At 66.9% G+C, this 26,557-nt stretch carries 24 protein-coding genes; 9 read left to right on the plus strand and 15 right to left on the minus strand.

Annotated elements, in window-relative coordinates:
* Positions 1 to 142 precede the first annotated feature (142 nt).
* Positions 143 to 2,401, minus strand: a complete 2,259-nt coding sequence (locus tag V3391_RS06925; RefSeq protein ID WP_332077657.1) for a TonB-dependent receptor — start codon at positions 2,399 to 2,401, stop codon at positions 143 to 145.
* A 169-nt stretch (positions 2,402 to 2,570) separates the two neighbouring features.
* On the opposite strand from V3391_RS06925, the gene V3391_RS06930 reads away from it, so the two are divergent.
* Positions 2,571 to 3,974, plus strand: coding sequence for a GntP family permease (locus tag V3391_RS06930; RefSeq protein WP_332077658.1), 1,404 nt, complete (start codon positions 2,571 to 2,573; stop codon positions 3,972 to 3,974).
* Between the two features lie 9 nt (positions 3,975 to 3,983).
* Here the strand turns inward: V3391_RS06930 and trxC are convergent, their stop codons facing one another.
* The 6 genes from trxC to map all read right to left on the minus strand — a co-directional run bounded on the left by trxC (position 3,984) and on the right by map (position 10,462).
* Positions 3,984 to 4,418: a thioredoxin TrxC gene (gene trxC / locus V3391_RS06935; RefSeq protein ID WP_332077659.1), complete on the minus strand. Its 435-nt coding sequence runs from the start codon at positions 4,416 to 4,418 to the stop codon at positions 3,984 to 3,986.
* Between the two features lie 57 nt (positions 4,419 to 4,475).
* On the minus strand, positions 4,476 to 5,612 hold the full coding sequence (gene dapE, locus V3391_RS06940) for a succinyl-diaminopimelate desuccinylase (RefSeq protein ID WP_332077660.1): 1,137 nt from the start codon (positions 5,610 to 5,612) through the stop codon (positions 4,476 to 4,478).
* Positions 5,613 to 5,746: 134 nt separating this feature from the next.
* Positions 5,747 to 6,103: an arsenate reductase gene (locus V3391_RS06945; RefSeq protein WP_332077661.1), complete on the minus strand. Its 357-nt coding sequence runs from the start codon at positions 6,101 to 6,103 to the stop codon at positions 5,747 to 5,749.
* Positions 6,104 to 6,198: 95 nt separating this feature from the next.
* A complete protein-coding gene (gene dapD, locus V3391_RS06950; protein ID WP_332077662.1) occupies positions 6,199 to 7,032 on the minus strand; it encodes a 2,3,4,5-tetrahydropyridine-2,6-dicarboxylate N-succinyltransferase in 834 nt (277 codons plus the stop codon).
* Between the two features lie 30 nt (positions 7,033 to 7,062).
* A complete protein-coding gene (gene glnD / locus V3391_RS06955; RefSeq protein ID WP_332077730.1) occupies positions 7,063 to 9,630 on the minus strand; it encodes a [protein-PII] uridylyltransferase in 2,568 nt (855 codons plus the stop codon).
* 49 nt (positions 9,631 to 9,679) lie between these two features.
* Positions 9,680 to 10,462 (minus strand): type I methionyl aminopeptidase, encoded by a 783-nt coding sequence (map, locus tag V3391_RS06960; RefSeq protein WP_332077663.1) that lies wholly within the window; start codon positions 10,460 to 10,462, stop codon positions 9,680 to 9,682.
* A gap of 457 nt (positions 10,463 to 10,919) precedes the next feature.
* Here map and rpsB point away from each other — a divergent pair, with 457 nt between their 5' ends.
* Together rpsB and tsf are read left to right on the plus strand one after the other, a co-directional pair.
* Complete coding sequence (gene rpsB, locus V3391_RS06965) at positions 10,920 to 11,720, plus strand: 30S ribosomal protein S2 (RefSeq protein ID WP_332077664.1); 801 nt, start codon at positions 10,920 to 10,922, stop codon at positions 11,718 to 11,720.
* 133 nt (positions 11,721 to 11,853) lie between these two features.
* Positions 11,854 to 12,732 carry a translation elongation factor Ts gene (gene tsf, locus V3391_RS06970; protein ID WP_332077665.1) on the plus strand — a complete coding sequence of 293 codons (879 nt, stop codon included), beginning with the start codon at positions 11,854 to 11,856 and terminating at the stop codon, positions 12,730 to 12,732.
* A 366-nt stretch (positions 12,733 to 13,098) separates the two neighbouring features.
* Here the strand turns inward: tsf and galU are convergent, their stop codons facing one another.
* The 7 genes from galU to cmk form a co-directional block, all read right to left on the minus strand.
* Positions 13,099 to 14,001: a UTP--glucose-1-phosphate uridylyltransferase GalU gene (galU, locus tag V3391_RS06975; protein ID WP_332077666.1), complete on the minus strand. Its 903-nt coding sequence runs from the start codon at positions 13,999 to 14,001 to the stop codon at positions 13,099 to 13,101.
* Positions 13,998 to 15,908, minus strand: coding sequence for a polysaccharide biosynthesis protein (locus tag V3391_RS06980; protein ID WP_332077667.1), 1,911 nt, complete (start codon positions 15,906 to 15,908; stop codon positions 13,998 to 14,000). The genes galU and V3391_RS06980 overlap by 4 nt, the downstream gene beginning before the upstream one ends.
* 12 nt (positions 15,909 to 15,920) lie before the next feature.
* The gene (locus tag V3391_RS06985; RefSeq protein ID WP_332077668.1) at positions 15,921 to 16,922 is read right to left on the minus strand and encodes an MraY family glycosyltransferase; all 1,002 of its coding nucleotides are present in this window, start codon (positions 16,920 to 16,922) and stop codon (positions 15,921 to 15,923) included.
* Entirely contained in the window at positions 16,923 to 18,101 is a 1,179-nt protein-coding gene (gene lapB, locus V3391_RS06990) for a lipopolysaccharide assembly protein LapB (protein WP_332077669.1), read from the minus strand.
* A gap of 182 nt (positions 18,102 to 18,283) precedes the next feature.
* Positions 18,284 to 18,586 carry an integration host factor subunit beta gene (locus V3391_RS06995; protein ID WP_096009334.1) on the minus strand — a complete coding sequence of 101 codons (303 nt, stop codon included), beginning with the start codon at positions 18,584 to 18,586 and terminating at the stop codon, positions 18,284 to 18,286.
* A 63-nt stretch (positions 18,587 to 18,649) separates the two neighbouring features.
* Positions 18,650 to 20,338 (minus strand): 30S ribosomal protein S1, encoded by a 1,689-nt coding sequence (gene rpsA, locus V3391_RS07000; protein ID WP_232115175.1) that lies wholly within the window; start codon positions 20,336 to 20,338, stop codon positions 18,650 to 18,652.
* 253 nt (positions 20,339 to 20,591) lie between these two features.
* Positions 20,592 to 21,269 (minus strand): (d)CMP kinase, encoded by a 678-nt coding sequence (gene cmk, locus V3391_RS07005; RefSeq protein WP_332077670.1) that lies wholly within the window; start codon positions 21,267 to 21,269, stop codon positions 20,592 to 20,594.
* A 117-nt stretch (positions 21,270 to 21,386) separates the two neighbouring features.
* On the opposite strand from cmk, the gene ykgO reads away from it, so the two are divergent.
* The 6 genes from ykgO (at position 21,387) to V3391_RS07035 (ending at position 25,981) form a co-directional block, all read left to right on the plus strand.
* Positions 21,387 to 21,512 carry a type B 50S ribosomal protein L36 gene (gene ykgO, locus V3391_RS07010; protein WP_005913193.1) on the plus strand — a complete coding sequence of 42 codons (126 nt, stop codon included), beginning with the start codon at positions 21,387 to 21,389 and terminating at the stop codon, positions 21,510 to 21,512.
* 182 nt (positions 21,513 to 21,694) lie between these two features.
* Positions 21,695 to 22,033: a hypothetical protein gene (locus V3391_RS07015; RefSeq protein ID WP_332077671.1), complete on the plus strand. Its 339-nt coding sequence runs from the start codon at positions 21,695 to 21,697 to the stop codon at positions 22,031 to 22,033.
* Between the two features lie 4 nt (positions 22,034 to 22,037).
* Complete coding sequence (locus V3391_RS07020; RefSeq protein WP_332077672.1) at positions 22,038 to 23,093, plus strand: agmatine deiminase family protein; 1,056 nt, start codon at positions 22,038 to 22,040, stop codon at positions 23,091 to 23,093.
* A gap of 212 nt (positions 23,094 to 23,305) precedes the next feature.
* On the plus strand, positions 23,306 to 24,208 hold the full coding sequence (locus V3391_RS07025) for a carbon-nitrogen hydrolase (protein WP_332077673.1): 903 nt from the start codon (positions 23,306 to 23,308) through the stop codon (positions 24,206 to 24,208).
* 5 nt (positions 24,209 to 24,213) lie between these two features.
* Complete coding sequence (locus tag V3391_RS07030) at positions 24,214 to 24,744, plus strand: GNAT family N-acetyltransferase (RefSeq protein ID WP_332077674.1); 531 nt, start codon at positions 24,214 to 24,216, stop codon at positions 24,742 to 24,744.
* A 16-nt stretch (positions 24,745 to 24,760) separates the two neighbouring features.
* Positions 24,761 to 25,981 carry a TraB/GumN family protein gene (locus V3391_RS07035; RefSeq protein ID WP_425497218.1) on the plus strand — a complete coding sequence of 407 codons (1,221 nt, stop codon included), beginning with the start codon at positions 24,761 to 24,763 and terminating at the stop codon, positions 25,979 to 25,981.
* A gap of 285 nt (positions 25,982 to 26,266) precedes the next feature.
* Here the strand turns inward: V3391_RS07035 and V3391_RS07040 are convergent.
* A partial coding sequence (locus V3391_RS07040; RefSeq protein ID WP_332077676.1) for a hypothetical protein occupies positions 26,267 to 26,557 on the minus strand: 291 nt, incomplete at its 5' end.

Here is a 26,557-nt window from a genome sequence, read left to right on the forward strand (position 1 = left end):
CGCGTTGTCGATGCCGCAATCACGGCGTGGCGTCCCCTCGATTCGCCGGCGAGCATAGCGCAGCGCAAGCCGCGATCCAGACGCACGAAGACCGCCCGCAGGCGGCCTCCGCTTCCATCGATCACGTCGGAACCGCGACGCGTCAGAAGTTGTAGCGCACCGACACGTACCAGTTGCGCGGCCAGCCGTAGTACGCGGTCTGGATGTTGCCGACGCTGGCAAACTCTTGGCCCTCGACCTTGTAGGTCTTGTCGGTCAGGTTGCGCACGCCGGCGCGGACCTGCCACACGTACTGCGGCGAATCCCACACGCCGTAGGCGCCGACCAGGGTGTAGGCGTCCTGGCTGAGATTGGCGCGATTGTCGACCGACAGCCAGGTGTCGCTGCGGTACGACACGTCGCCGCCCACGCTGACCTGGCCGCCGTTGGCGAGCGGGAAGCCGTGCTGCAGGGCCACGCGCGCGGTCCACTCCGGCGAGAACGGCACGTGATCGTGGTTGACGTTCGGATCGAAGCCCGGGTACGCGGGGTCGAGACGGAAATCCTCGAACGACTTGTACTGCGCGTCGAGATAGCCGACCTGCGCACTCAACGTCGTGGTCTCGCCCAGCAGCGCGCTGCCTTCGAACTCGATGCCCTTGATCTCGAGCTCGGCGGCGTTGAGCACCGGGAACGTGCCGACGTCCTGCGACACGCGCGCCTGGAAATCCTTGTACTCGCTCCAGAACGCCGCGACGCTGCCGCGCAGGCGGTTGTCGGACGAACTGCCCTTCATGCCCGCTTCGTAGGTCCAGACGAATTCCGGATCGAAGTCCGGCGCCGCTGCATCGGCGCGCGAATTGGCGCGGCCGTTGAAGCCGCCCGATTTGAAGCCGCGGTTCGCCGACACGTAGCCCATCAGGTTGTCGGAGAACGCCTTCTGCAGGCTTACCGACGGCGTCCACGCGGTCCAGCTCTTCTTCGCGCAGAAGGCGACGGTCTCGTTGAGCGCGCTCAGCGGTGCGCCCCAGAACGTGCTGGTGCTGCGGTCGTAGTCCTTGGTGTCGCGCGTCCAGCGCAGGCCGGCGGCGAGCGTCCAGGTCGGCACGAACTCCCAGTTCGCGTGCGCGAACGCGGCGATGCTTTCGGTGCTCAGATCATCGGCGATCGTGCGCAGGAACGGCACGCGCGTACCGGCGAACGAGAAGAGATCGTCGGCGTAGGCCTCCTGGTAGGACGGCACGTCCTCCTTCATGTAGTACGCGCCGAACGTGGTCTGCAGGTTGCTGCCGTTGTCGTACTGCAGCTGGAATTCCTGGCTGAACTGGTTCTGGTCCAGCGCGACCAGCACGTCGCCGAGTTCGAATTCGGAGGCGTCGATGTCGATGAAGGAATGCGTCTCCAGCTCGCGGTACGAGGTGATGCTCTTGAACAGCAGCGCATCGCTCAGATCCCACTCGGCCGACAGCGACACGCCGGAGTGCTTCAGTTCCTGGCCCTGGTCGGGACGGAACGAGGTGCGCGCGGTGAAATCGAACTCCCCTGTCGGCGCCGGCAACAGCGTGACCGGGCCCAGCACGAGATCGGTGCGGCGCAGCGGCGCGGTGGGCTGGCCCAGCGACAGCGCGGCGTCCTGCTTCGTGTGGTCGATCGACAGCGTCGCGCGGAAGTCGTCGGTGGGCTGGAACGCGATCTTGGCACGCAGCGCGCGCGTGTCGTCGTCGTTGTAGTGCTTGCCGCTCACGCGGTCACGGATGAAGCCGTCGTGGTTGAGCCACGCGCCGGCGAAGCTCGCCGCGACGGTCTCGCTGAGCTTGCCGGAGACGTAGAAGCGACCTTCGGCACGGCCGTGGTCGCCGCCGGTCAGTTCGACCGCCCCGCCGCTGTCGTCGAAGGGATTCTTGGTGGTGACCTTGATCGCGCCGCCGGTCGAATTCTTGCCGTACAGCGTGCCCTGCGGGCCGCGCAGCACTTCGACCTGCTGCACATCGAACAGCGAGAACAGCGCGCCGTTGATGCGCGAGTAGTAGACGTCGTCGACGTACAGGCCCACGCCCGGATCGAAGGTCTGCAGTGCGTCGGGCTGGCCGATGCCGCGGATGAAGGCGTTGACGCTGTTGGCCGAACCGCGGCCCTGCACGATGTTGAGGTTGGGCACGGCGCCCTGCAGACCGTCGATGTTGTTCGCCTGCAGGTCTTTCAGCTGTTCCTCGCCGAAGGCGCTGACCGCGACCGGCACGTCCTGGATCGATTCGCTGCGGCGGCGCGCGGTGACGGTGATCGCATCGAGCGTCGTGGCGGAACTGCCGGTCTGCGTCTGCGGCGCCGGTTCGGCGGCCTGCTGCGCATGGACCGCAGGCACGGACAGGCCGAAACCGACGGCCAGACTCAGGGCGGTATGCCGGATGGTGTTGCGCTTCATTGTGTCCCCTCCCACGGGTCGCATGTGTGCGGCACGGTGCCGCCCGAACGCAAGACTAGGGAGTGACGGCGGCGCGCGGCATCGTACCTTCGGACAATGGCCGCCGGTGCGCGGCCACGCCGACACTGCGCCCCATCTGGCCCGCGGGCCGCGGGTGGTGTGGGGCGACATGGACTTTCTGATCGTACTGGGCGCGCTGGTGTTCCTGATGGTGGTCGCCTACCGCGGCTACAGCGTGATCCTGTTCGCGCCGATCGCCGCACTCGGCGCGGTGCTGCTGACCGACCCCACGCTGGTCGCGCCGATGTTCACCGGCCTCTTCATGGACAAGATGGTCGGCTTTCTGAAGCTGTATTTCCCGGTGTTCCTGCTCGGCGCGGTGTTCGGCAAGGTCATCGAGCTGTCGGGTTTCTCGAAATCGATCGTCGCCGCGACCATCCGGCTGTTCGGGCCGAAGCAGGCGATGCTGTCGATCGTCGTGGTCTGCGCGCTGCTGACCTACGGCGGCGTGTCGCTGTTCGTCGTGGTGTTCGCGGTGTACCCGTTCGCCTCCGAGCTGTTCCGCCAGAGCGACATTCCCAAGCGGCTGATCCCGGGCACGATCGCGCTCGGCGCCTTCACCTTCACCATGGATGCCCTGCCCGGCACGCCGCAGATCCAGAACATCATTCCGACCTCGTTCTTCGGCACCGACGCCTGGGCGGCGCCGGTGCTGGGCACGATCGGTGGCGTCTTCATTCTCGCCATCGGCATGACGTATCTGGAGTGGCGCCGCCGCGCCGCGCTGCGTGCCGGCGAAGGCTACGGCGACCCGGCGACCCTGCTCAACGAACCTGCGCCGTTCGCCGGCGGCACGCTCGCCAATCCCCTGATCGCGCTGCTGCCGCTGGTGCTGGTCGGCGTGAGCAACATCGTGTTCACCCGCTGGATTCCGACCTTCTACGGCGAGAGCCACAGTTTTCTGCCGAGCGTGATCGGCGATCCCGCGCCTGTCGTGCAGGAAGTGTCGCGGATCGCGGCGATCTGGGCCGTCCAGGGCGCGCTGCTGGTCGGCATCCTCACCGTGCTGGCGTTCGCGTGGAAGCCGGTGCTGACCAGCTTCGCCGAGGGCACCAAGACCGCGATCAACGGTGCGTTGCTGGCCTCGATGAACACCGCATCCGAGTACGGCTTCGGCGCCGTCATCGCCGCGCTCCCGGGTTTCCTGCTGGTGACACGCGGGCTCGGCACGATTTCCGACCCGCTGGTCAACGAAGCGGTCACCGTGACCGCGCTCGCCGGTATCACCGGTTCGGCCTCCGGCGGCATGGGCATCGCGCTCGCGGCGATGTCGGAGACCTTCATCGCCAATGCGAACGCGGCCGGCATTCCGATGGAAGTCCTGCACCGCGTCGCGTCGATGGCCTCCGGCGGCATGGACACGCTGCCGCATAACGGCGCGGTGATCACCCTGCTCGCGGTGACCGGCCTGACCCATCGCCAGGCCTACAAGGACATCTTCGCGATCACCCTGATCAAGACCCTCGCGGTGTTCGTGATCATCGGCCTGTTCTACGCGACCGGCTGGGTCTGAAGGCCCGCGTCAGCGTTGCTGGCGCGCGAACTGCAGGATCGCCTGCACGGGCAACGCGCCGGACTGGCGCGCGACTTCGCGGCCGCCGCCGAACAGCACCAGCGTCGGGATGCTGCGGATATGGAATCGGCCTCCGAGTACCGGTTCGGCCTCGGTATCGACCTTGGCCAGCACGATCCGCGGCGCGAGCTGCGCGGCTGCCTGCTCGAACGCAGGCGCCATCGACAGGCACGGCCCGCACCACGGCGCCCAGAAGTCGACCAGCAGCGGCAGATCCGACTGCAGTGCGTGCGCGTCGAACGTGCCCGCGGTCAAGGTGATCGGGTGTGCCGGCAGCAGGACGGCCTGGCACTTGCCGCAGGTCGGTGCCTCCGACAGCCGTGCATGCGGCACGCGGTTGCGGGTGTGGCACTGCGGACAGGCGACGATGGCGGAATCGGTCATGGTGTTTTTCATTCCTGCTCAGCGTGCATGCGCGCGCGTCGATACGCGGACAAGGCGTCAGTCCGTGTCGGGGAGCAGGCGCGCGATCAGCGCCTCGTAGAGATCGGGCAGCGCTTCGAGGTCGGCGACGCGGATGTGCTCGTCGACCTGATGAATGCTCGCGTTGACCGGCCCGATCTCGATGCACTGCGCGCCCAGTGGCGCGATGAAGCGCGCATCCGAGGTGCCGCCGCCGGTGCTTTCTTCGGGCGCTGCGCCGGCGAACGTCGTCAGCACCTCGCGCGCCGCCACGCGCAGCGGGCCTTCGGGCGTATAGAACGGTTCGCCGCTGCGATGCCAAGCCAGCGTGTAGTCGAGTGCATGGCGATCGAGCAACGCCGCGATCTCGGTTTCCAGCTTCGGCGCATCCCAGTGCGGCGTGTAGCGCAGGTTGAACTGCACGGTCGCGGTGCCGGGAATGACGTTCGTCGCACCGGTGCCGGCGGCGATGTTGCTGATCTGCAGGCTGGTCGGCGGAAAGGATTCGAAGCCCTCGTCCCAACGCCGCGCGACGAGTTCGGCCAGCGCCGGTGCCGCGTCATGGATCGGATTGCGCGCCTTGTCCGGATAGGCCACGTGCCCCTGCACGCCGCGCACCGTCAGCGTGGCCGACAGACTGCCGCGACGACCGACGCGCAGCAGATCGCCCAGCGTCGACGTCGACGACGGCTCGCCGGTGATGCACCAGTCGATGCGTGTGCCGCGCTCCTCGAACGTCCGCGCGACGCGGCGCACGCCATCGATCGCATCGCCTTCTTCGTCCGAGGTCAGCAGCAGCGCGAGCGTGCCGGTGTGCTCGGGATGCGCAGCGACGAAGCGCTCGGCCGCGACGACGAAGGCGGCGACGCCACTCTTCATGTCCGCTGCGCCCCGGCCGTACAGCACACCGTCGCGGATATCGGGCGCGAACGGATCGGACGTCCACGCCTCGACCGGCCCGCTCGGCACGACATCGGTGTGGCCCAGCAGCACCAGCACCGGCGCGCCCTGCCCGTGCGTGGCCCAGAGATTGTCGACCTCGCCATGGCGCATCGACTCGATCGCGAAGCCTGCGGCCTGCAGGCGCGCGGCGATCAGCGCCTGGCAGCCGGCATCGTCGGGCGTGACCGATTTGCGTGCGATCAGGTCACGGGTGAGATCGAGAACAGCTGACATGGGCGGACACACCTGAAGTCACGAGAAATCGGAACTGAGGAAGCGCGCTTGTACTCGCATCCCTTTTTGAGAGTGCGCGATGCGGCTCGACCAGGAACGCGTCATCGCGCGCAAGCGCGCTCCCACCAGGGTACTCAATCGATACCGAAGCGCTTCTTGAAGCCGTTGTCGCTGAAACCCTGACTGATCTCACCGTCATCCGTCACGACCAGCGGACGCCGGATCAGCTGCGGATACTCGCGCAGCAACAACTTCCACTCCGCATCACTGGCCGCGGCCTTGCGGTTGTCCGGCAGCTGCCGCCAGGTCGTCGAGGATTTGTTGACTATCGCCTCGAAGCCGCCGAGCTTGCCGGCCCATTCGACCAGCGTCTCCGGCGTCGGCTTGGCATCGCGGTAATCGACGAACGTGTGCGCGACGCCGAAGCAGTCGAGCCACTTCGTCGCCTTCTTGCAGGTGTCGCAGTTCTTGAGGCCGTAGACGGTGGTCATCGCAGCTCCAGTGCTTCTGTTCTAAGCCCCTCTCCCTCTGGGAGAGGGGCTGGGGCGAGGGCAACCTTTCGCGTGATGTTCCGCAAAGCGAGAACTCAGTCCGCCAGACCGCGCAGCAGATCATTGACGCTGGTCTTGCTGCGGGTCTTCTCGTCGACCTGCTTGACGATCACCGCGCAGTAGAGCGAATGCGAGCCATCCTGCGCCGGCAGCTGACCGGACACGACGACGCTGCCCGGCGGCACGTAGCCATAGCTGACTTCGCCGGTCGCGCGGTTGTAGATGCGGGTCGACTGGCCGAGGAACACGCCCATGCCGATGACGCTGTGGTGGCCGACGACGACGCCTTCGACGACTTCCGAACGCGCGCCGATGAAGCAGTGGTCTTCGATGATCGTGGGACTGGCCTGCAGCGGTTCGAGTACGCCGCCGATACCGGCGCCGCCCGACAGATGCACGTGCTTGCCGATCTGCGCGCAGGAGCCGACGGTCGCCCAGGTGTCGACCATCGTGCCTTCGCCGACGTAGGCGCCGATGTTGACGAAGCTCGGCATCAGCACGACATCGCGGCCGAAGTAGGTGCCGCGGCGCACGGCCGCACCCGGCACCACGCGCACGCCGGCGGCCTTGAACTTGGCTTCGTCATAGCCGGCAAATCGCGGCTCGACCTTGTCCCAGAACGGCGCCGGCTGCGCATCGACGACGGCCATGTCGTTGGTGCGGAAATACAGCAGCACCGCTTTTTTCAGCCACTCGTTGACCTGCCAGCCGCCGTTGCCATCGGGTTGGGCAACGCGTAGTTCGCCCGACTCCAGGCCCTGCATCGCCTGCTCGACGGCCGGTTTGACGGCGTCACCGATCTCGGCGGCGGTCAGTTCGGCGCGACGCGCGAACGCATCTTCGATGGTGGTCTGCAGGGCTTGGGTCATGGCGGGACTTCGTGGGGGAAAAACGGGGCGTTATCGTGCCACGTCGCCGTCGATCGAGGCGAGCAGCGCGGTACGCAATGCGTCCTGCGCGTCGTCGTCGAGCAGGCGACCGGCGCTGTCGCTGAGCCGGAACACGTCCTCGACGCGTTCGCCGAACGTCGCCACCCGCGCGTCGTGCACGCGCACGCCGTGCTGGCGCAGTTCGTGGGCGACATCGGCCAGCAGGCCGGGACGATCGGTGCAGACGAGGCTGAAGACGGTATGCCGGCCATCGGCGCTGGCATTGAATTCGATACGCGGCGGCACGCGGAAATGGCGCAGATGTCGCGGCTGCGCGCGACGTGCGGGGCGCAGATCCAGCGACCCGGTCAGCACCGTCGTGAGCTTGCGTTCGATCGAGGCGAGTTCGAGGCTCTGCCGCGTATCCGCCGGCAGCACCTGGAACACGTCGAAGATCGTGCCGCCCGGCCCGTCCAGCGCGCGCGCCTGCTGGATCACCAGGCCGAGGCGATCGAGGGTGATGACGATGGCCGAGAACAGCCCGTCGCGATCGGGCGAATGCACGAAGACTTCCAGCGCCTGCGCGCCTGCGGCGAGCCGGCGCACGCGCACGACGACATCGCCGTCGACGGTGTCGCGCAGGCCGAGCGCCTGCCACACCACCTGGTCGGCACGACCGCGCAGGAAACTCTCCTGCGGAATCCGGGTGAACAGCGCATCGGCTTCGGTGTCCTCGACGCCGTGCGCCGACAGCAGGCCGCGCGCGCGATCGCGCGCCTCGGCGATGCGCTCGACGGCGGCCACCGGATTCTCCAGTCCGCGCCGCAGCGCCAGCCGCGTCGCGCTGCGCAGATCGGTCAGCAGGCGGTCCTTCCATGCGTTCCACAGCTTCGGCGAGGTGCCGGCGATGTCGGCGCAGGTCAGCAGATAGAGATAGTCCAGGCGCTCGCGATCCGCGACCTCGGCCGCGAACTTGTGGATCACCGCCGGATCGGAGATGTCGAGCTTCTGCGCGCTGGTCGACATCAGCAGATGGCGCTTGACCAGCCATTCGACGAGTGCGGTGTCGGTCTCGCCGAGGCCATGGCCTTCGCAGAATTCGCGCGCATCCACCGCGCCGAGCTCGGAATGGTCGCCGCCGCGGCCCTTGGCAATGTCGTGGAACAGGCCGGCGATGAGCAGCAGCTCCGGTTTGCGCAGCTGCGGCCAGACTTCGTGCGCGCTGGAAAAACGCTCGTCCGGCGCCTCCGACGCGAAACTGGCGATGTTGCGCAGCACGGCGAGCGTGTGCTGATCCACCGTGTAGACGTGGAACAGGTCGAACTGCATGCGACCGGTGACGTTCGCGAACTCGGGAATCCACACGCCCAGCACGCCCAGACGCGCCATGCGTTCGAGCGTGCGCACCGGAATCGGCCCGCGCAGCAGGCCAAGGAACTGCTCGCGCAGCCCGGTCGACGCGGTGCGCCACGACGGCAGCGCATGCAGCGATTCGGCCAGCGCACGCGCCGTCTGCGAATGCAGGCCGCGCAGTTCCTGGTGATCGGCCCACATCGCGAACAGGTCGAACACGCGGGCGATGTCGCCGCCCGGCCACACGTCGTCGCGCGCGACGAGATAACCGCGCTGGCTGCCGAACTCGGCATCGAGCGGCTGCAGCGTGCCCTCGCCTTCGATCTGCTCCTCGAAGCGTTGCAGCATGCGCTCGCTGATGCGCTGGACCACCGACGCGCTGCGGTAGAACTCCTGCATCATCTTTTCGACCAGCGGATTGTCCGCCGCCTCGACGTGATGCAGCCGCGCGGCCAGTGCTTTCTGGTAGTCGAACCGCAGACGTTCTTCGGCCTTGCCGGCCACCAGATGGAGACCGAAGCGCAGGCGCGACAGCGTGCGCCGTTCGCGCTCGAGCGTCGCGTGTTCGTCCACGCCGAGCTGGCCCAGCGCGATCAGTTCCTCGGTGCCGTAGACGCCCAGCACGCGCCGCGCCATCCAGCGCAGGTTGTGCACGTCGCGCAGGCCGCCGGGGCCGTCCTTGATGTTGGGTTCGAGGTTGTCGGCCGTGTCGCCGAAGCGCGCGTGGCGCATCTCGAGTTCGCGGCGCTTGGCGTGGAAGAAATCGTCCGCCGGCCAGACCTTCGTATCGGCGATCGCGTCCATCAACGCACGCACCTCGCCGATGTTGGCCAGCAGCGGGCGCGCCTCCAGCAGCGCGGTCAGCACGGTCACGTCCTCCGCGGCGCGCGTGCACTCCTCGAAGCTGCGCACCGCGTGGCCCACCGGCAATCCGAAGTCCCACAGCAGCGCGAGCATGCGGCCCAGGGCTTCGGCATGCTCGGCCTGCGCCTCGGAGGTCGCGATGACGAGCAGATCGATATCGGAATGCGGAAACAGTTCGCCGCGGCCGTAACCGCCGACCGCGAACAGCGCCAGCGGCGCATCGCCGGGAATGCAACGCGCCCAGGCCTTGCGCACCCAGCCGTCGACGGCATTGGCGCGCGCGGCGAGCAGACGGTCGATGTGCTGCCCCGCGTCGAAGCCCTGTGCCAGACGCGCGTCGTGGGTGGCGAGCGCGGCACGCGCCTCCGCCACCCATGCCATGTCGTCGCCGTCGGCGCCGGGGACCTGGGGAGCGGTGCGCTCGCCCACGTCAGAGAAAGGCGTCGTTGTCGTCGCCGGGGATGCGGGTCAGCACGTCCACGCCGTCGGCGGTGACCGCGACCGTGTGCTCCCACTGCGCGGACAGCTTCCGGTCCTTGGTGACGACGGTCCAGCCGTCGGGCAGCACCTTGGTGAAGCGCGTGCCCTCGTTGATCATCGGCTCGATCGTGAAGGTCATGCCTTCCTTGAGCACGACGCCGGCGCCCGGCGTGCCGTAATGCAGCACCTGCGGTTCGTCGTGGTAGACCTTGCCGATGCCGTGGCCGCAGTACTCGCGCACCACGCTGAAACGCTCGGCCTCGGCATACTTCTGGATCGCGTGACCCACATCGCCCAGCGTCGCGCCCGGCTTCACTTCACGGATGCCGCGCCACATCGCCTCGCGCGTCACCTCGACCAGGCGCCGCGCCATCACCGACGGGGTGCCGACGAAGTACATGCGGCTGGTGTCGCCGTGCCAGCCGTCCTTGATCACGGTGACATCGATATTGATGATGTCGCCGTCCTTGAGGACCTTGCCGTCGTTCGGAATGCCGTGGCAGATGACGTTGTTGGCCGAGATGCACGTCGTCTTGGGATAACCCTTGTAGCCGACGTTGGCCGGAATCGCGCCCTGCACCCGGATGATGTGGTCGTAGCAGATGCGGTCCAGTTCCTCGGTCGTCACACCCGGCTTCACATGCGGGGCGACGATCTGCAGCACCTCGGCGGCCAGCCGGCCGGCCACGCGCATCTTCTCGATTTCTTCGGGCGTCTTGGTGTGGATACTCATGCCGCCATTATCGCCGAATCCGCCACTTCCCGGCCACAGGACCGGCGGAACGGTGTTGATCTACCGCGACAGGATCCCACTCATCAGCTATGCGGCGGTGATCGCGCTGGCCCGGCACCTCACACCGGTTCGGTTGAGGCCCCCACACCCGCTGCGTATCACCCTTGATAGGCCTCGCTTTTGCGGTTGGCGATGCCCGCGACGCCCCGGACCAGCACAATTGCCTCCCGCAGGCCGGCGGCGTATCATCGGCGGCTGCCCGGAGTACCGGGTCGCCAATGCCGGGCGTCACCGGCAAATCCACACCTGCCGCAACAGCCCGTGCCGGGGTGCCTCGCAAGAGGTTCGGTCACGGAGGCGACAGGGAGGCTCAACCCCGGAACCACTGCCCCGCCACGCGCGGCGCAACCGCCCATACCTTCCCGCGGCGGCCGGTTCCACTGTCAGGAGTTCCACCATGCCCCAGATCACCATGCGCCAGATGCTCGAAGCCGGCGTCCATTTCGGCCACCAGACCCGTTACTGGAACCCGAAGATGGGTCCGTACATCTTCGGCGCGCGCGGCAAGATCCACATCATCAATCTCGAGAAGACCGTTCCGCTGTTCAACGACGCGATGAACTTCATCTCGGGCATCGCGCAGAAGCGCGGCATGATCCTGTTCATCGGCACCAAGCGCAGCGCCCGCGAAGCGATCCGCGAAGAAGCCGAGCGTTGCGGCATGCCGTTCATGACCCAGCGCTGGCTCGGCGGCACGCTGACCAACTTCGCGACGGTGAAGAAGTCGGTGTCGCGTCTGAAGGAACTGGAAGCGGCCGAGACCGACGGCACGTTCGAGAAGCTGGTCAAGCACGAAGTGCTGGGCCTGCGCCGCGAGCGCGAGAAGCTGGAAGCCTCGCTGGGCGGCATCAAGGAAATGAACCGTCTGCCCGACGCGCTGTTCGTCATCGACATCGGCCATGAAGACATCGCCATCAAGGAAGCCAAGAAGCTCGGCATCCCGGTGATCGCGGTCGTCGACACGAACTACGATCCGGCCCTGGTCGACTACGCGATCCCGGGCAACGACGACGCCATCCGCGCCGTGCAGCTGTACGCGAACGCCGCGGCCGATGCCGTGCTGGAAGGCAAGGCGGCGACCCCGAGCGCGGCGACCGTGCGCGAGGAAGAGTTCGCAGAAGGCGGCGAGAAGCCGGCCCGCGCGCCGCGCGGCAAGAAAGCCGACGACGCCGCTGCCGCAGCACCCGCGGCCGAGTAATCGCCGCGACATGCGCACCGTCCATGCTGGACGGTGCGCGCATCACGCCATGCGCGGTTGGCTGCGCCATCGGCGTCGATTCCGTGAGGCGGGCCCCTGCCCGCACGACAATCCCCGAATTCAGAGGTCTCCAATGGAAATCACCGCATCCCTGGTCAAGGAACTGCGCGAGCGCACCGGCGCCGGCATGATGGAATGCAAGAAGGCGCTCAGCGAAACCGGCGGCAACATCGACGCCGCCGCCGAGGCGCTGCGCAAGTCCGGTCTGGCCAAGGCCGACAAGAAGGCCGACCGCGTCGCCGCCGAAGGCCGCATCGCGGCTGCGCAGAACGACAGCGTCGCCGTGCTGGTCGAGATCAACTCCGAGACCGACTTCGTCGCCAAGGATGACAACTTCCTGCGCTTCACCGACGTCGTCGCCCAGACTGCGTTGGCGTCCGGCGCTGCCGATGCCGACGCACTGAAGGCCGCCAAGGTCGAGTCCGGCGAGACGATCGAAGAGATCCGCGCCGCGGTCATCGCCAAGGTCGGCGAGAACCTGCAGATCCGTCGTCTGGTCCGCGTCGAAAGCACGAACAACGTGGCGGCCTACGTCCACGGTGGCCGTATCGGCGTGCTGGTCGAGCTCAAGGGTGGCGATGTCGAGCTGGCGCGCGGCCTGGCGATGCACGTCGCCGCGATGAACCCGCCCTACAACAAGACGAGCGACGTGCCGACCGAGTTCGTCGAGAAGGAAAAGGAAATCGAGCTGGCCAAGATGTCCGAGAAGGACAAGAGCAAGCCGGCCGACATCCTCGAGAAGATCATCAGCGGCAAGATCAACAAGATCGTCAACGAGGTCACGCTCTACGGCCAGCCCTACGTGCTCGACACCGACAAGACCGTCGAAGCCGTGCTCAAGGCCGCCGGTGCCGAAGTGATCGGCTTCCAGCGTCTGGCCGTCGGCGAAGGCATCGAGAAGGTGGTCGAGGATTACGCCGCCGAAGTGATGAAGCAGGCTGGTCTGGCCTGATCGATCACCGCGCATCCGTTCGACGCTGCGGCGTCGACGGTGTGGCCTGATCCGCAAACGCGCCCGCAAGGGCGCGTTTCTTTTTGCGTGTGCGTCGGAAACACAGCGGGAAGCGTGCTGATGACGCCGGATGGAGGGACCGCACGCCAGCGCGTTGTCCGTCGCGTGTCGCGGGCGCACCGCAACGTCGATTTGGCGGCGCTCCGACGTCAGAGTGATTGCTGCTGCCGACTCCAGTCACAGGGCGGCGGCGACTGCATCCCCCCGATACGTCTCGCGGCAGATCGGGGAACACCGCGTCGAAGCACGCGGATACGAAAACGCCCGGCGGAACCGGGCGTCTCCATCGCCGCGTGACGACGTGCGTTACTCCAGCTCGCGAACGCCAAGTTCCTGGAGTGCATTGCGCATCAGCACGGCCGCCGGCTCGCTGAGCTTCTCGTTGTCGAGCGCGTAGCGGATCGTCGCCTCGATCAAACCCAGATGGGTGCCGCAGTCGAAACGGACGCCCTTGAAGCGATACGCGTGCACCGGCTGCTCGGCGAGGAGCGCCGCGATCGCGTCCGTCAGCTGGATCTCGCCACCCGCGCCCGGCCTGGTGTTTTCGAGCAATTCGAAGATGCGGCCATCGAGCACGTAGCGACCGACCACGGCCAGCGTGCTGGGGGCATCCTCGGGCTTGGGCTTCTCGACCATCGCATTGATGCGCCCATGGCGGCCCTCAAACGCGTCGGTCGCCACGATGCCGTAGCTGGCGGTCTGCTCGCGCGCTACGTCCTGCACGGCGATCATGCTCGCGCCGGTGGCCTCGTGCGCATCCGCCATCTGACGCAGCGCGCCCACGCCATTCCGGTTCCACAGCAGGTCGTCCGGCAGCATCACCGCGAACGGCTCGTCGCCGATGACCGCACGTGCGCACAGCACGGCATGACCAAGACCGCGCGCTTCGGGCTGGGTGACGAAGATCGCCTGCACGCCGTCAGGCAGAGGACGGCGGACCTTCTCCAGAAGTTCGTGCTTGCCCGCCGCTTCGAGGCGATCCTCGAGCTCGTACGCCTTGTCGAAATAGTCGCCGATCGCGTGTTTGTATCGGTTGGTCACGAAGACGAGGGTGTCGCAGCCCGCCTCGATCGCCTCGTCCACCGCGTACTGGATCAGGGGCCGATCGACGATCGGCAGCATCTCCTTGGGTACCGTCTTGGTCGCCGGCAGGAAGCGTGTCCCGAGTCCTGCAACGGGAAACACCGCCTTGCGGATCCTCTGCGTCATGTATGTCTCGCGTGTCGTGGGGGGAACGCGACGATCGTCGCACCTTCGTTGTGTGTGGACCGCGATTGCAGCGGCGCGAACTCTGGCACCGCTTCGCGCAACGAGGCGGCCAGCAAGTCCAGGTCGTAGCGTGCGACGCCGTCCGACAGTTTCACCAAGGCGGAGGCGAGCCGCTCCGCATGCACGGTGCGTGCTTCGGCAAGCAGGATCTTCGGATGCGTGGTCGGGCGGTACCGTTCGTCCGCGTGGAACAGGGTTTCGTGCAGCTTCTCGCCCGGACGCAGACCGGAATAGACGATCGCGACATCGTGGTCAGGGTGCTTGCCCGCCAGGCGGATCATCTGCTCGGCCAGCAGGCGGATCGATACCGGCTCGCCCATATCGAGCGTGTAGACCGCCTGCGCCGAGCCGATCGCCACCGATTGCATGATCAGCTGGCAGGCCTCTGGAATCGTCATGAAATAGCGGGTGACCTCGGGATCGGTCACGGTGACCGGCCCGCCGCGACGGATCTGCTCGCGGAACAACGGCACGACGCTGCCGGCCGAATCGAGCACGTTGCCGAATCGCACGGTGATGAAATCAGTGGACGAACCGCCTGCCAGGTCCTGACACACCATTTCGGCCAGACGCTTGGTCGCACCGAGCACGTTGACCGGATCGACCGCCTTGTCCGTCGAAATCAGCACGAAGGTGCCGACGTTGTGCTCGATTGCCGCCGTGGCGACCGCGCGCGTCGCCAGGACGTTGTTGCGCACGCCCTCACGCAGCTGCGCCTCGAGCACCGGCACCTGCTTGTAAGCCGCGGCATGGAATACCGCATCCGGCGCGGATAACCGCATGGCATGTTCGATCACCGCGGTATCGCCGCAGTCGCCCAAGACCGGGACCAGGGTGATCCGCGGGAAATCACGACGCAGCTCGCTCTCGATCCGGGTCAGGGCGAGCTCGTCCATCTCCACCAGCGCGATCTGAGCAGTTCCGTTTCGCGCGCACTGGCGGCACAGCTCGGAACCGATCGATCCACCTGCGCCCGTCACTAGCACGCTGCGGCCGCGCAACCAGGACCGAATCGCCTTCCAGTCGGGCATGACCGGTTTGCGACCCAGCAGGTCTTCGATCGCGACTTCCTTGAGTTCGCCTGGAAGCGATCGGCCTTCGAGCAGATCGTCGAGCTTGGGCACTGTGCGGAACGGCAGACTGGTGCGCTCGCACGCTTCGACGACCTTGCGCATCGCCGCCGCATCCGCCGATGGCATCGCGATGACCAGCAGCTTTGCGGCCGTTTCCGGCGCAACCTGCTCGACCTCACTGATACGTCCCAGCACCGGCACGCCCTGCAACTGGCTGCCACGCAGCTTGGGTGCGTCGTCGAGGAAGCCGACCGGGTCATAGGCACCCGTGCGTCGCAGGTCCCGCACCAGCGTTTCGCCCGCCTGTCCGGCGCCCAGGATCAGCACCCGGACCGCGGACTGGCTGGTCCGTGTCATGCCGTGATCCTTCCACGCGCGATACAGCAGGCGCGGCATCCCCAGCAAGGCTGCGAGCAGCAGCGGATACGTGATCAGGACGGTCCGCGGCACCAGATTGAGCCGGTTGTAGACGAACAGCACCAGCATGATCGTGAGCAGGCCCAGGACGGAGGCCTTCACGATGTTCATCAGATCGGGAACGCTTGCGAATCGCCAGACGCCGCGATACAGGCCGACGCGCCAGAAGATCAGGCCCTGCGCGAACAGGATCAGCGCGATCTCGGGCGACCAGAATGCGAATGTCGGCGAGCTTTCCATCACCGAGTGACGGAACTGGTGGAGGCCGATCCAGCACAGCCAGACCATGGTCAGATCGTGCAGCACCACGGCCACACGAGGCCCCAGGACGCCGATCCTGGCCTTGAGGTCAATCATCCAGCCGCTTCCTTACGACAGGCGCATCCGGCGCGTATGCCGGATACGGAAAATGAGCCAGATGGTGACACCGAGCAGATACCACGTGGCGAAGGCTCCGATGATAACGGGTTGCGGCGCGCCTGCGATCGAAATGGCGACCAGAATCGACAGCAACGTCCAGGCGGCATAGCCACCTGTCACAACGGCGTGGCTGTGCCCCGCCTGCACGCACCGCTGGTACACATGCTGTACATGCGGCGTCCACCACCGTTCGCCGCGGATGATGCGGGACAGCAATGTCAAAGCCGCGTCAATCAGGAAGGCGCTGAGGGGGAGCAGCCACGGCAGCAAAGTTATCGGATCAGGTGCCGGAGCGAACGCGATCAGGCAGGCCGCGAGCAATCCCAATGCGCCGCTGCCGACGTCACCCAGAAAGATCCGCGCGGTGGGGAAATTGAACGGCAGGAAGCCTGCACAGGCCGCAGCGACGATGCAGGTCAGGATTGCGCCCTCGCCCGCCAGCCCGAGCAGCAGGAATCCCAACGCGACGAGGATCATCTGCGTCGCGGCCAGACCGTTGATCCCGTCCATGAAGTTCCAGACGTTGATCAGGCCCAGCGCAAGCACCATGACCACGATCGCCCACCATGGAGGCTGCCCGGCCCACGCAACGCCGACGGCGAGCAGCGCGGCGGCGAGGAGATGCACCGCCAGCCGCCCCCAAGGGGACAGCGGGCGGTGGTCGTCGAGCCAGCCGATCGCGGCGACCAGCGCGAGGCCGCAGGCGCCGGACAGGAACACGGGCGACAGGCTCTTGCCCGCGATGCCCAGCCAGATCATCGCAGGCAGCACGACCGCGACGATCGCGATACCGCCACCCCGCGGCGTCGCCACCGTGTGGCTGCGACGCTCGCCGGGCGCATCGACCAGTTGCCGGGCCAGCGCGTAACGACGCGCCAGCGCCGTCAATGCGAGCGCGGCCAGACACGCAGCGACACATAGCGTCGCGATCAAGGACAGCGGTGCCGGCACTCAGACCACAGCGTAGTTGAGCAGCGGCTTGATCGTGCCCCACTCCTTGCAGCTGGGGCATTGCCAGTGGTGGCTGCGCGCACCGAAACCGCACTGCTTGCAGCGATAGCTGGGATTGCGCACCAGCAGCTGCTCGGTGATCAGGCGCAGCTCCTGCAGCGTGCCGACATGGTCGACGCCGTCGGCCAACGTCAGATCGATCAGGGCCGCTTCGCCGCGCACCGACGGGCGATCCTTGAGCTGGCGCGCGAGGTAGGTGCGCGCCGCGTGCACGCCCTCCTCCTGCTCGACCAGGCGCGTCAGCGCCAGGACCGGCGCGACACCCTTGTAGTGCTCGGTCATCTGCGACAGGAAGTTGCGCGCGCCAGGCACGTCGCCGACGCGTTCGTACGCCGCCAGCAGTGGCGCGAGGATCTCGGGCAGGAAGTCCGTGTCGTGACGCGCGGCGCGCTCGAACGCGCGGATCGCGGCCTGATCGTTGCCGGCATCGATCTCGATGCGTCCTTCCAGGATACCGGCGCGCACCGAGCCCGAATCCGCCGCGTACGCACGCTGGACCGCGCTGCGCGCCGCATCCGTGTCCCCGGCCGAACGCAGGCGGTCGGCGAGCTCGCACTCGAACTGTGCGATCAGCTTGCCCATCGGCTCGCCCGTCGCGGTCTCGTAGCGCGTGGCGTTCTCGATGGCCTTCGGCCAGTCGCGTTCCGACTGGTAGATGCCGATCAGATGCCGCAGCGCCTGCGGCGCACGCTGGTCGATCCGCGCGAGATCAGAGAACACCGTCTCCGCGCGATCGAGCAGACCGGACTTCATGTAGTCCTCGCCCAGCGCGAGCAGCGCCTGGACTTTCTGCTGGTCGTTGAGATCAGGCCGCTGCACCAGCCCCTGGTGCAGGCGGATCGCGCGATCGACTTCGCCGCGGCGCCGGAACAGATGCCCGAGCGCGACCTGGGTTTCGAAGGTGTCCTTGTCGAGCTCCGCGATGTGCAGGAACAGTTCGATCGCCTTGTCCGGCTGCTCGTTGAGCAGATAGTTCAGGCCGCGGAAATACGTCGTCGACAGACGGCTGACCTGGGTATCGCTGTGGCGCTCGCCGCCGCGGCGACCGATCACCCAGCCACTGAGGGCCGCGATCGGCAGCAACAGGAAGAACCAGAACCACTCGGTCACAAACGCCATGGATCACGCTCCATCGATGGATCGGCCGCGAACGCGCGACCCGGGCCGGCGATGGACATCACGGCGCGATGCGCGCCCCGCCGACGGTGCGTCGACGATCCTACCCGCTTGCCGATCCTGCACGCCAACCATGCGGCGATCCGCAGGTGCGTGGAAAAGAAAATGGGACCGCCGTGTGGCGGTCAGTCTTCGGCCGGCATCGGCTGTACGTCGCTGACGCGATCGCGCAGTTCCTTGCCCGGCTTGAAATGCGGCACGTGCTTGCCCGGAAGCGCGACGGCATCGCCGGTCTTCGGGTTGCGTCCGGTGCGCGGCGGACGGAAATGCAGCGAGAAGCTGCCGAAGCCACGGACCTCGATCCGATCGCCGGCCGCCAGTGCGCCGCCCATCATCTCGAGCATGGCCTTGACCGCAAGGTCGACGTCCTCGCCCTTGAGATGCGCCTGACGCTGGGTCAGCAGTTCGATGAGTTCCGACTTTGTCATGTCTCGTTCTAGCAGATGCGACAGCGCCGACCCGGGGGAGCCCCGGGCCGGCGCCGGATGGGCTTACTCGCCCTTGTTGCCCAGCTGCTCGCGCAGCAGCGCGCCCAGCTTGGTGGTGCCGCTCGATGCTTCCGAAGCCTGCTTGTTGTACTCGGCCAGGGTCTCGGCGGTTTCCGCCTCGTCCTTCGCCTTGATCGACAGCTGCAGGACGCGGGTCTTGCGGTCGACGCCGAAGTACTTGGCTTCGATTTCCTGACCGACCTTCAGGTGCTGGCTGGCATCGTCGATGCGCTGGTCGCTGATGTCACGCGCCTGCACATAGCCTTCCACGCCTTCACCCAGGTCCACGACAGCGCCCTTGGCATCGACTTCCTTGACGGTGCCAGTGACCTTCGAACCGCGCGGCGTGGTCGCCATGAACTGACCCATCGGGTCCTGCTCGAGCTGCTTGACGCCCAGCGAGATGCGCTCGCGCTCCGGATCGACCGCCAGCACGACGGCTTCGACGGTGTCGCCCTTCTTGAACGCGCGTGCCACGTCTTCGCCGGTGGAGTTCCACGCGATGTCCGACAGGTGGATCAGGCCGTCGATACCGCCGTCCAGGCCGATGAAGATGCCGAAGTCGGTGATCGACTTGATCTGGCCGTCGACCTTGTCGCCCTTCTTGTGGATGGCCGCGAAGGTCTCCCACGGGTTCGAGGTGACCTGCTTGATGCCCAGCGAGATGCGGCGACGCTCTTCGTCCACGTCGAGCACCATGACCTCGAGCTCGTCACCGACCTGCACCACCTTGGACGGGTTGACGTTCTTGTTGGTCCAGTCCATTTCGGACACGTGCACCAGACCTTCGACGCCCGGCTCGATCTCGACGAACGCGCCGTAATCGGTGACGTTGGAGACCTTGCCGAACACGCGGGTGTTGGACGGGTAACGGCGGGCGATGTTGTCCCACGGATCCTCGCCCAGCTGCTTCAGGCCGAGGCTGACGCGGTTGCGCTCGCGGTCGTACTTGAGCACGCGGACGTCGAGCTCTGCGCCCACTTCCACGACTTCGGACGGATGGCGCACGCGCTTCCAGGCCATGTCGGTGATGTGCAGCAGGCCGTCGATGCCGCCGAGGTCCACGAATGCGCCGTAGTCGGTCAGGTTCTTGACGACGCCCTTGAGCACCGCGCCCTCGACCAGCTTCTCCATCAGCTGCTCGCGCTCTTCCGAGTGCTCGCTCTCGACGACTGCGCGACGCGAGACGACAACGTTGTTGCGCTTGCGGTCCAGCTTGATCAGCTTGAACTCGAGTTCCTTGCCCTCGAGGTACACCGGGTCACGGACCGGACGCACGTCGACCAGCGAACCCGGCAGGAATGCGCGGACGTCCTTGATGTCGACGGTGAAGCCGCCCTTGACCTTGCCGCTGATGCGGCCGGTGATGGTTTCGTTCTTCTCGAGCGCTTCTTCCAGCTCGTCCCACACCATGGCGCGCTTGGCCTTCTCGCGAGACAGCACGGTCTCGCCGAAGCCGTTCTCGAGCGAGTCCAGCGCCACCTTGACGGTGTCGCCTTCCGCGACGTCGATCTCGCCGGCGTCGTTACGGAACTGTTCGATCGGCACGATGCCTTCCGACTTCAGGCCGGCGTTGATCACGACGACGTCGGTGCGGACCTGCACGACGACACCGGTGACGATGGAGCCCGGCTTGAGCTTGGCCAGATTGGTCTGACTGGCTTCGAACAGTTCTGCGAATGATTCGGTCATTGGTAGATACCTGGTTGACTCAGACTGCGTGGCGGCGCTTGTCAGCGCGGAATGCCGGCAGTCCACCCGTTGGTCGGCCGTCGCGGGATTGCAGGGCCGTGAGTGTTGAGGTGAATGGACCGGCGACCGGAACGATTCCGGACACCGACATGGGTGCAGCGATACAGCGGTGGCACATCACACATTCAACAACGCCGAAGCGGCCCGGAGCGGACCACCGCGGCTTGCAGCGCACGCCCGACCGAGTAACCGGTCAGACGTTACGTGCGGGGAGCAACGCGAGCACCCGTTCGACGACGGCCTCGATGCCCTGACCGGTGGTGTCGATCCGGACGGCGTCTTCGGCCGGCCGCAACGGCGCCACCGCACGGTTGGCATCGCGGGCGTCGCGGGCGAGGATCTCGCGCAGCAGACCGTCCATTGTCACCGAAACCCCCTTGTTCTTCAACTGCTTATAGCGCCGGTCCGCCCGCTCCTCGGCGCTCGCGGTCAGGAACACCTTCCAGCCCGCATCCGGGAAGATCACCGTGCCCATGTCGCGGCCATCGGCGACCAGGCCAGGCGCCACCCTGAATGCACGTTGCCGGTCCTTGAGCGCGGCGCGGACTTCCGGAATCGCGGCGATCGCGGAGGCGGCAGCGCCCGCGGTTTCGGTCCGCAGCTCGTCGGTGGCGTCGTGGCCGTTGACCAGCACCCGCAGCTCGTCGCCGCTCTCGTCGAAGGCGATGGTGGTGTCGAAGGTGCAGCGCACCAGGGCGCCGCCGTCGTCGAGATCCAGATCGGCCCAGCCCGCCGCCACGCCGACCGCGCGATACAGCGCGCCCGAATCGAGATAATGCCAACCCAGCTGCTGCGCGACCGCGCGGCTGATGGTGCCCTTGCCGGAACCCGAAGGCCCGTCGATCGTCAAAACCGGCACCGTCGCCGTCATCTGCATCTCCTGCGCCGGGGCGATGTCCGCGGGCGAACACCCAAGCGCTTGAATCGTGGGGGAAAGAGCCGCTAGAATAGCCGGCTTGCTGTTCGTATCCCATCCCAGAGGTTCACCATGAAGGTCCTGTCGTCCCTGAAGTCGGCGAAGACCCGCCACCGCGATTGCAAGGTAGTGCGTCGCCGCGGCAAGGTCTTCGTGATCTGCAAGTCCAACCCGCGTTTCAAGGCGCGTCAGCGCTAAGACGCGTTGCTGCCGCGCGAGCGGTGTGCACGCGAGAAAGGCCGCAGCGATGCGGCCTTTCTTCGTTTGGGATGCCCGCCGTTCCGTCTCGGCATCACCATCGCGCGAATTCTGCTACACAGGCGCGTGCGCCGTCGCGGCGCCCTCGTCATCCATTGCTGTCCTGCCCAGGAGTCACTGCCATGTCGCGTTCCTTCGCTTCGATCCTTGCAGGCGCCGCGCTGAGCTGCGCGCTGCTCGCCAGCCTGCCCGCTTCCGCAGACACGCTGCTCGTCGACCGCACCAAGCAGGCCACCACCGGCGTGCCGACGCGCGGCATGTCGATGGCCGATGTCGAAGCCCGCTTCGGCGTGCCGACCGAGCGCATGGATCCGCGTGGCGGCCAGAAGCGCCAGTGGCCGACGATCAACCGCTGGGTGTATCCCACCTTCACCGTCTATTTCGAGCGGAACCGGGTCATCGACACCGTCGCCAACCGCGCCACGGCGTCGGAGATCGGCCCCAAGCCCGCCATCCGTTGAGTCCATGACCGAACACGCATTGCGCTTCCCCGCGGAGTGGGAACCCCAGTCCGCGATCCTGATCGCCTGGCCGAACGAAGACACCGACTGGGCCGCGCGCCTGGGCGAGGTCGAAGACACCTACATCGCGCTGGTCGCGGCGATCACCCGCTTCCAGCCGGTCGTGATCTGCGTGCCGGACGAGGACATCCAGAGCTACGCCTACGTGCGTCTGGCATCGAACCGCATCGACATGACGCGCGTGCGTTTCGTCGAAGCGGCCTACGACGACACCTGGCTGCGCGATTCCGGCCCGATCTCGCTGCGCCATGGCGATGACGCATTCGTGCTCAACGATTTCCGCTTCACCGGTTGGGGCGGCAAGTTCGATGCGAGCCGGGACGATCTGCTGGTCGGCCATCTGCACGGCGCCGGCGTGTTCGCCGGCGAGGCGCAGCGACGCGAGATCGACTTCGCACTCGAGGGCGGCGCGATCGAAACCGACGGTGCCGGTACGCTGCTGACCACCTGGCGCTGCCTGCACGAGCGTCATCCCGGCACCCCGCGCGACGCATTGACCGCGAAGCTGTCGGGCTGGCTCGCGCAGGACCGCGTGTTGTGGCTCGACCACGGCTACCTGGAAGGCGACGACACCGACGCGCACATCGACACCCTCGCCCGCTTCGCACCGGACGACGCGATCGTGTTCCAGGCCTGCGACGACGTCGACGATCCACACCATGCCGAGCTGCAGGCCATGGCCGACGAGATCGCCGCGCTGCGCACGCGCGAGGGCGCGCCGTACCGCCTGTTTCCGCTGCCATGGGCGCAGCCGGTGCTCGACGACGGGCGTCGTCTCGCTGCGAGCTATGCGAATTACCTGATCCTCAACGGCGCGGTGCTGATGCCGGCCTATGGCGACCCGGCCGACGACGCCGCAGCGGCCGTGCTCGCGCAGGCGCATCCCGGTCGCGAGATCGTGCAGGTGCCATGTCGCCCGTTGATCTGGCAGAACGGCAGCCTGCACTGCATCACCATGCAGTTGCCCGCCGGCCTGCTGGCCGACGATCGCCCCGGCTGATGCGGGACACACGCCCGACGTCCGCACTGCGGATTTCGGGTGGCGCGCCGCAGCCTGGAACCGGATGCGCACGCCCGGGCGCGCATCACCTCTGAGCGATGCGGAGGTCGCATGCAGTCCAGCGTGCATGCGACCCGCGGGCGTCGCGGCGTTTATCTGCCCGCACATCGCATCGCGTTAGCATTGTCGTCATCCCCCGAGGATTCGAACCCATGTCCCGCAAGACCACGTTGCCTGTCGCGCTGATCCAGGAGCGCGCCGTCATCGACCAGGGCGCCGGCAATGCCGACGCCAACCTGTCGATCATCGAAGCGCGCGTCGCCGACGCGGCGAAACAGGGTGCGAAGCTCGTGTTGCTGCAGGAGCTGCACAACGGCGCGTATTTCTGCCAGCACGAATCGGTCGACGAATTCGATCTCGCGGAGCCGATTCCCGGTCCGAGCACAGAGCGCCTGGGCGCGCTGGCCAAGCAACACAAGGTCGTCTTGGTCAGCTCGCTGTTCGAGCGCCGTGCAGCCGGGCTGTACCACAACACCGGCGTGGTCTTCGACGCGGACGGCAGCACCGCGGGCAAGTACCGCAAGATGCACATCCCCGACGATCCGGGCTTCTACGAGAAGTTCTATTTCACGCCGGGCGACATCGGCTTCAAGCCGATCGACACCTCCGTGGGCCGGCTCGGCCTGCTCGTGTGCTGGGACCAGTGGTATCCCGAAGCCGCGCGCCTGATGGCGCTGGCGGGTGCGGATCTGCTGCTGTATCCGACCGCGATCGGTTGGGATCCGACCGACGTCGACGACGAGAAGAAGCGCCAGCGCGATGCCTGGATTCTCAGCCATCGCGGCCATGCGGTCGCCAACGGCCTGCCGGTGCTGTCGTGCAATCGCGTCGGCCACGAGCCGTCGCCGATCGGCGCGTCGGGCATCGACTTCTGGGGCAACAGCCACGTGCTCGGCCCGCAGGGCGAGTTCCTCGCCGAAGCGGGGACCGACCCGACCGTGCTGACCTGCGAAGTGGATCTGGGCCGCAGCGAACACGTGCGCCGCATCTGGCCGTTTCTGCGCGATCGCCGCATCGATGCCTACGGCGACCTGCTCAAGCGCTACATCGACTGACTCCGATGACGCTCCACCTCCGCGACGCCGTCGAAGCCGACTTCGACGCCATCACCGCGCTCTACGGCCGCGAAGTCGCCGACGGCGTGGCGACCTACGAATACGACGCGCCCGACGTGGACGAGATGCGTCGGCGCTGGTCGACGATCACGTCGGCCGGCTATCCCTACATCGTCGCCATCCGCGACGGCGTGTTCGCAGGCTACGCCTACGCCGGCGGATTCCGCACGCGCATCGGCTACCGCTTCACCGTCGAGAGTTCGGTTTACGTCGAACACGCGCAGCATGGCCACGGCATCGGTCGCGTGCTGATGGAGCGGCTGATCGAACTCTGCACGCAGCGCGGCTACCGCCAGATGATGGCGGTGATCGGCCCGCCGCTCGACGGACCATCCGTGCAGTTCCACCAGCGCCTCGGCTTCGAGACCGTCGGCGTGCTGCCCGGCTCCGGCCGCAAGCACGGACGCTGGCTCGACACCATCCTGATGCAGCGCGCCCTCGGCGACGGCGCCGCCACTCCTCCTGAAGACGAATGACCCGATGACCGAACCGATGACCGGCGCGCTGACGCCCGATGGCGCCATGTCCTGGCAGTCGCAACCGCACGCGATCGTCGAACGCGACGGCGTGCGCTACACCCTGCTCGGCACCGCACACGTGTCGCGGGTCAGCGTGGAAGCCGTCGAGAACGCGATCGGCAGTGGCGCCTTCGATGCGGTCGCCGTCGAACTCGACGCGCAGCGTCTGCAGGCGATCAGCGATCCCGACGCGCTGGCCAAGCTCAATCTCGTCGACGTGATCCGCAAGGGCCGCGTCGCGCTGTTCGCCGCCAATCTCGCGCTCGCCGCATACCAGCGCCGCCTCGCCGAACAGCTCGGCATCGAGCCAGGCGCCGAGCTCAAGCGCGCGGTCGCGCTGGCCCACGAACGCGCCCTGCCGGTCGCGCTGATCGATCGTGACGTCGGCCTGACGTTCAAGCGTGCGTCGAAGAAGCTCGGCTTCTTCGGCCGCATGAAACTGGTCGGCAGTCTGCTCGGGGGGCTGATGGCCTCCGACGAACTCGGCGAAGAGGAAATCGAGAAGCTCAAGCAGGGCGACATGCTCGAATCGAGCTTCGGCGAATTCGCCAAGAGCAGCCCGGAACTCTACGAGGCGATCATCGCCGAGCGCGACCGCTACATGGCCGCGAAGCTGCGCGCGCAGGCCGGCACTGCACGCGAAGTGCTGGCCGTGGTCGGCGCCGGCCATCTCGCCGGTCTGGCGCGCCATCTCGCCGACGATGCGCAGGCGCCCGCGGCCACGACCGCCGAACTCGAACACGCGCCCAAGGGCACGAGCGTCCGCTGGGTGATGACCGCGATCACGCTGGCGATCCTGGCGATGATCGGCTGGGGCTACTACCAGGGCGGCGCCGAGCTCGGCCGCCAGCTGGTCCAGGAATGGATCGTGATCACCGCCGGCTTCGCAGCGCTCGGCGCACTGGCGGCGCTGTCGCATCCGCTCGGCATCCTCGCCGCCGCGATCGCCGCGCCCCTCAAACCGATCCGCCCGCCGGGCATCTCGCCCGGTCTGTTCAGCGGTCTGATCGAGGCTTACCTGCGCAAACCGGCCTACAACGATTTCATGTCGCTGCGCGACGACGCCGGTACCGTCCGCGGCTGGTATCGCAACCGCGTCTCGCGCACGTTGTTGAGCTTCCTGCTCGCCAATATCGGGTCGAGCATCGGGGTGTGGGTGGCGGGGTTGCGGATTGCGGGGAAGGTGCTCAGCTGACGCGTGGGTTCGGCGCCTGAGTGACGGAAGGTATCGCGTTCTGTTCCAGCTTGGCTTTTTGGCCCTGCTTTACGGCTCTGCTTTAGCTTTTTGCTTCTCGCTTTGCGCTGTTGGCTCTAGGCTTCGCTGTGGCTGTGGCTGTGGCTGTGGCTCTTGATCTGAATCGAGCCGTAGAGCGAGCCGAGCACCGGAGCCTGGCGGGGCCGAAGAGCAGCCCATGTCTGAGCGAAGCGAGTTTGGGCTGCGTGCCGCGTCAGGCGAGGCGCGGAGGGCACCGATGCGGCTTCATCGCATCGGCTCGCGTCCGGCGAAGGGACCTTTTGGTTCCTTTTGGGTCCATCCAAAAGGGACTCGCACGCGCAGCGGGCGAAAGCCTTGCACTTGCTCTCGCCTCTTGGCCTTGGCGTTGGACTCTTCTATCGCCAAGCGAATTGCTCGCAGAGCGAAAATCAAAGACAGGGCTTCCGCGCTGTCGCGCGGCTTACTTTTGTCTTGGCAAAAGTAAGCAAAACCGTCTTCGCCGGACGCGATCCGCCGCGATACAGCCGCGGCGGTCCCCTGCGCTTCTCGGTCGAC

Origin of the sequence: Luteimonas flava (genome assembly GCF_036584485.1) — a bacterium.
Classification (GTDB): Bacteria; Pseudomonadota; Gammaproteobacteria; order Xanthomonadales; family Xanthomonadaceae; genus Luteimonas; species Luteimonas flava.

Excerpts from the sequence above, each read along its gene's own strand:
- galU (WP_332077666.1), bottom strand. The coding sequence starts at position 14,001 with ATGACGCAGAGGATCCGCAAGGCGGTGTTTCCCGTTGCAGGACTCGGG.
- trxC (WP_332077659.1), bottom strand. The coding sequence starts at position 4,418 with ATGACCGATTCCGCCATCGTCGCCTGTCCGCAGTGCCACACCCGCAAC.
- rpsA (WP_232115175.1), bottom strand. The coding sequence starts at position 20,338 with ATGACCGAATCATTCGCAGAACTGTTCGAAGCCAGTCAGACCAATCTG.
- V3391_RS06980 (WP_332077667.1), bottom strand. The coding sequence starts at position 15,908 with ATGATTGACCTCAAGGCCAGGATCGGCGTCCTGGGGCCTCGTGTGGCC.
- V3391_RS07020 (WP_332077672.1), top strand. The coding sequence starts at position 22,038 with ATGACCGAACACGCATTGCGCTTCCCCGCGGAGTGGGAACCCCAGTCC.
- rpsB (WP_332077664.1), top strand. The coding sequence starts at position 10,920 with ATGCCCCAGATCACCATGCGCCAGATGCTCGAAGCCGGCGTCCATTTC.
- lapB (WP_332077669.1), bottom strand. The coding sequence starts at position 18,101 with ATGGCGTTTGTGACCGAGTGGTTCTGGTTCTTCCTGTTGCTGCCGATC.
- V3391_RS07035 (WP_425497218.1), top strand. The coding sequence starts at position 24,761 with ATGACCGGCGCGCTGACGCCCGATGGCGCCATGTCCTGGCAGTCGCAA.
- V3391_RS06925 (WP_332077657.1), bottom strand. The coding sequence starts at position 2,401 with ATGAAGCGCAACACCATCCGGCATACCGCCCTGAGTCTGGCCGTCGGT.
- cmk (WP_332077670.1), bottom strand. The coding sequence starts at position 21,269 with ATGACGGCGACGGTGCCGGTTTTGACGATCGACGGGCCTTCGGGTTCC.
- V3391_RS07025 (WP_332077673.1), top strand. The coding sequence starts at position 23,306 with ATGTCCCGCAAGACCACGTTGCCTGTCGCGCTGATCCAGGAGCGCGCC.
- map (WP_332077663.1), bottom strand. The coding sequence starts at position 10,462 with ATGAGTATCCACACCAAGACGCCCGAAGAAATCGAGAAGATGCGCGTG.
- V3391_RS07030 (WP_332077674.1), top strand. The coding sequence starts at position 24,214 with ATGACGCTCCACCTCCGCGACGCCGTCGAAGCCGACTTCGACGCCATC.
- V3391_RS06930 (WP_332077658.1), top strand. The coding sequence starts at position 2,571 with ATGGACTTTCTGATCGTACTGGGCGCGCTGGTGTTCCTGATGGTGGTC.
- dapD (WP_332077662.1), bottom strand. The coding sequence starts at position 7,032 with ATGACCCAAGCCCTGCAGACCACCATCGAAGATGCGTTCGCGCGTCGC.
- V3391_RS06995 (WP_096009334.1), bottom strand. The coding sequence starts at position 18,586 with ATGACAAAGTCGGAACTCATCGAACTGCTGACCCAGCGTCAGGCGCAT.
- tsf (WP_332077665.1), top strand. The coding sequence starts at position 11,854 with ATGGAAATCACCGCATCCCTGGTCAAGGAACTGCGCGAGCGCACCGGC.
- V3391_RS06945 (WP_332077661.1), bottom strand. The coding sequence starts at position 6,103 with ATGACCACCGTCTACGGCCTCAAGAACTGCGACACCTGCAAGAAGGCG.
- glnD (WP_332077730.1), bottom strand. The coding sequence starts at position 9,630 with ATGGCATGGGTGGCGGAGGCGCGTGCCGCGCTCGCCACCCACGACGCG.
- ykgO (WP_005913193.1), top strand. The coding sequence starts at position 21,387 with ATGAAGGTCCTGTCGTCCCTGAAGTCGGCGAAGACCCGCCACCGCGAT.
- dapE (WP_332077660.1), bottom strand. The coding sequence starts at position 5,612 with ATGTCAGCTGTTCTCGATCTCACCCGTGACCTGATCGCACGCAAATCG.
- V3391_RS07015 (WP_332077671.1), top strand. The coding sequence starts at position 21,695 with ATGTCGCGTTCCTTCGCTTCGATCCTTGCAGGCGCCGCGCTGAGCTGC.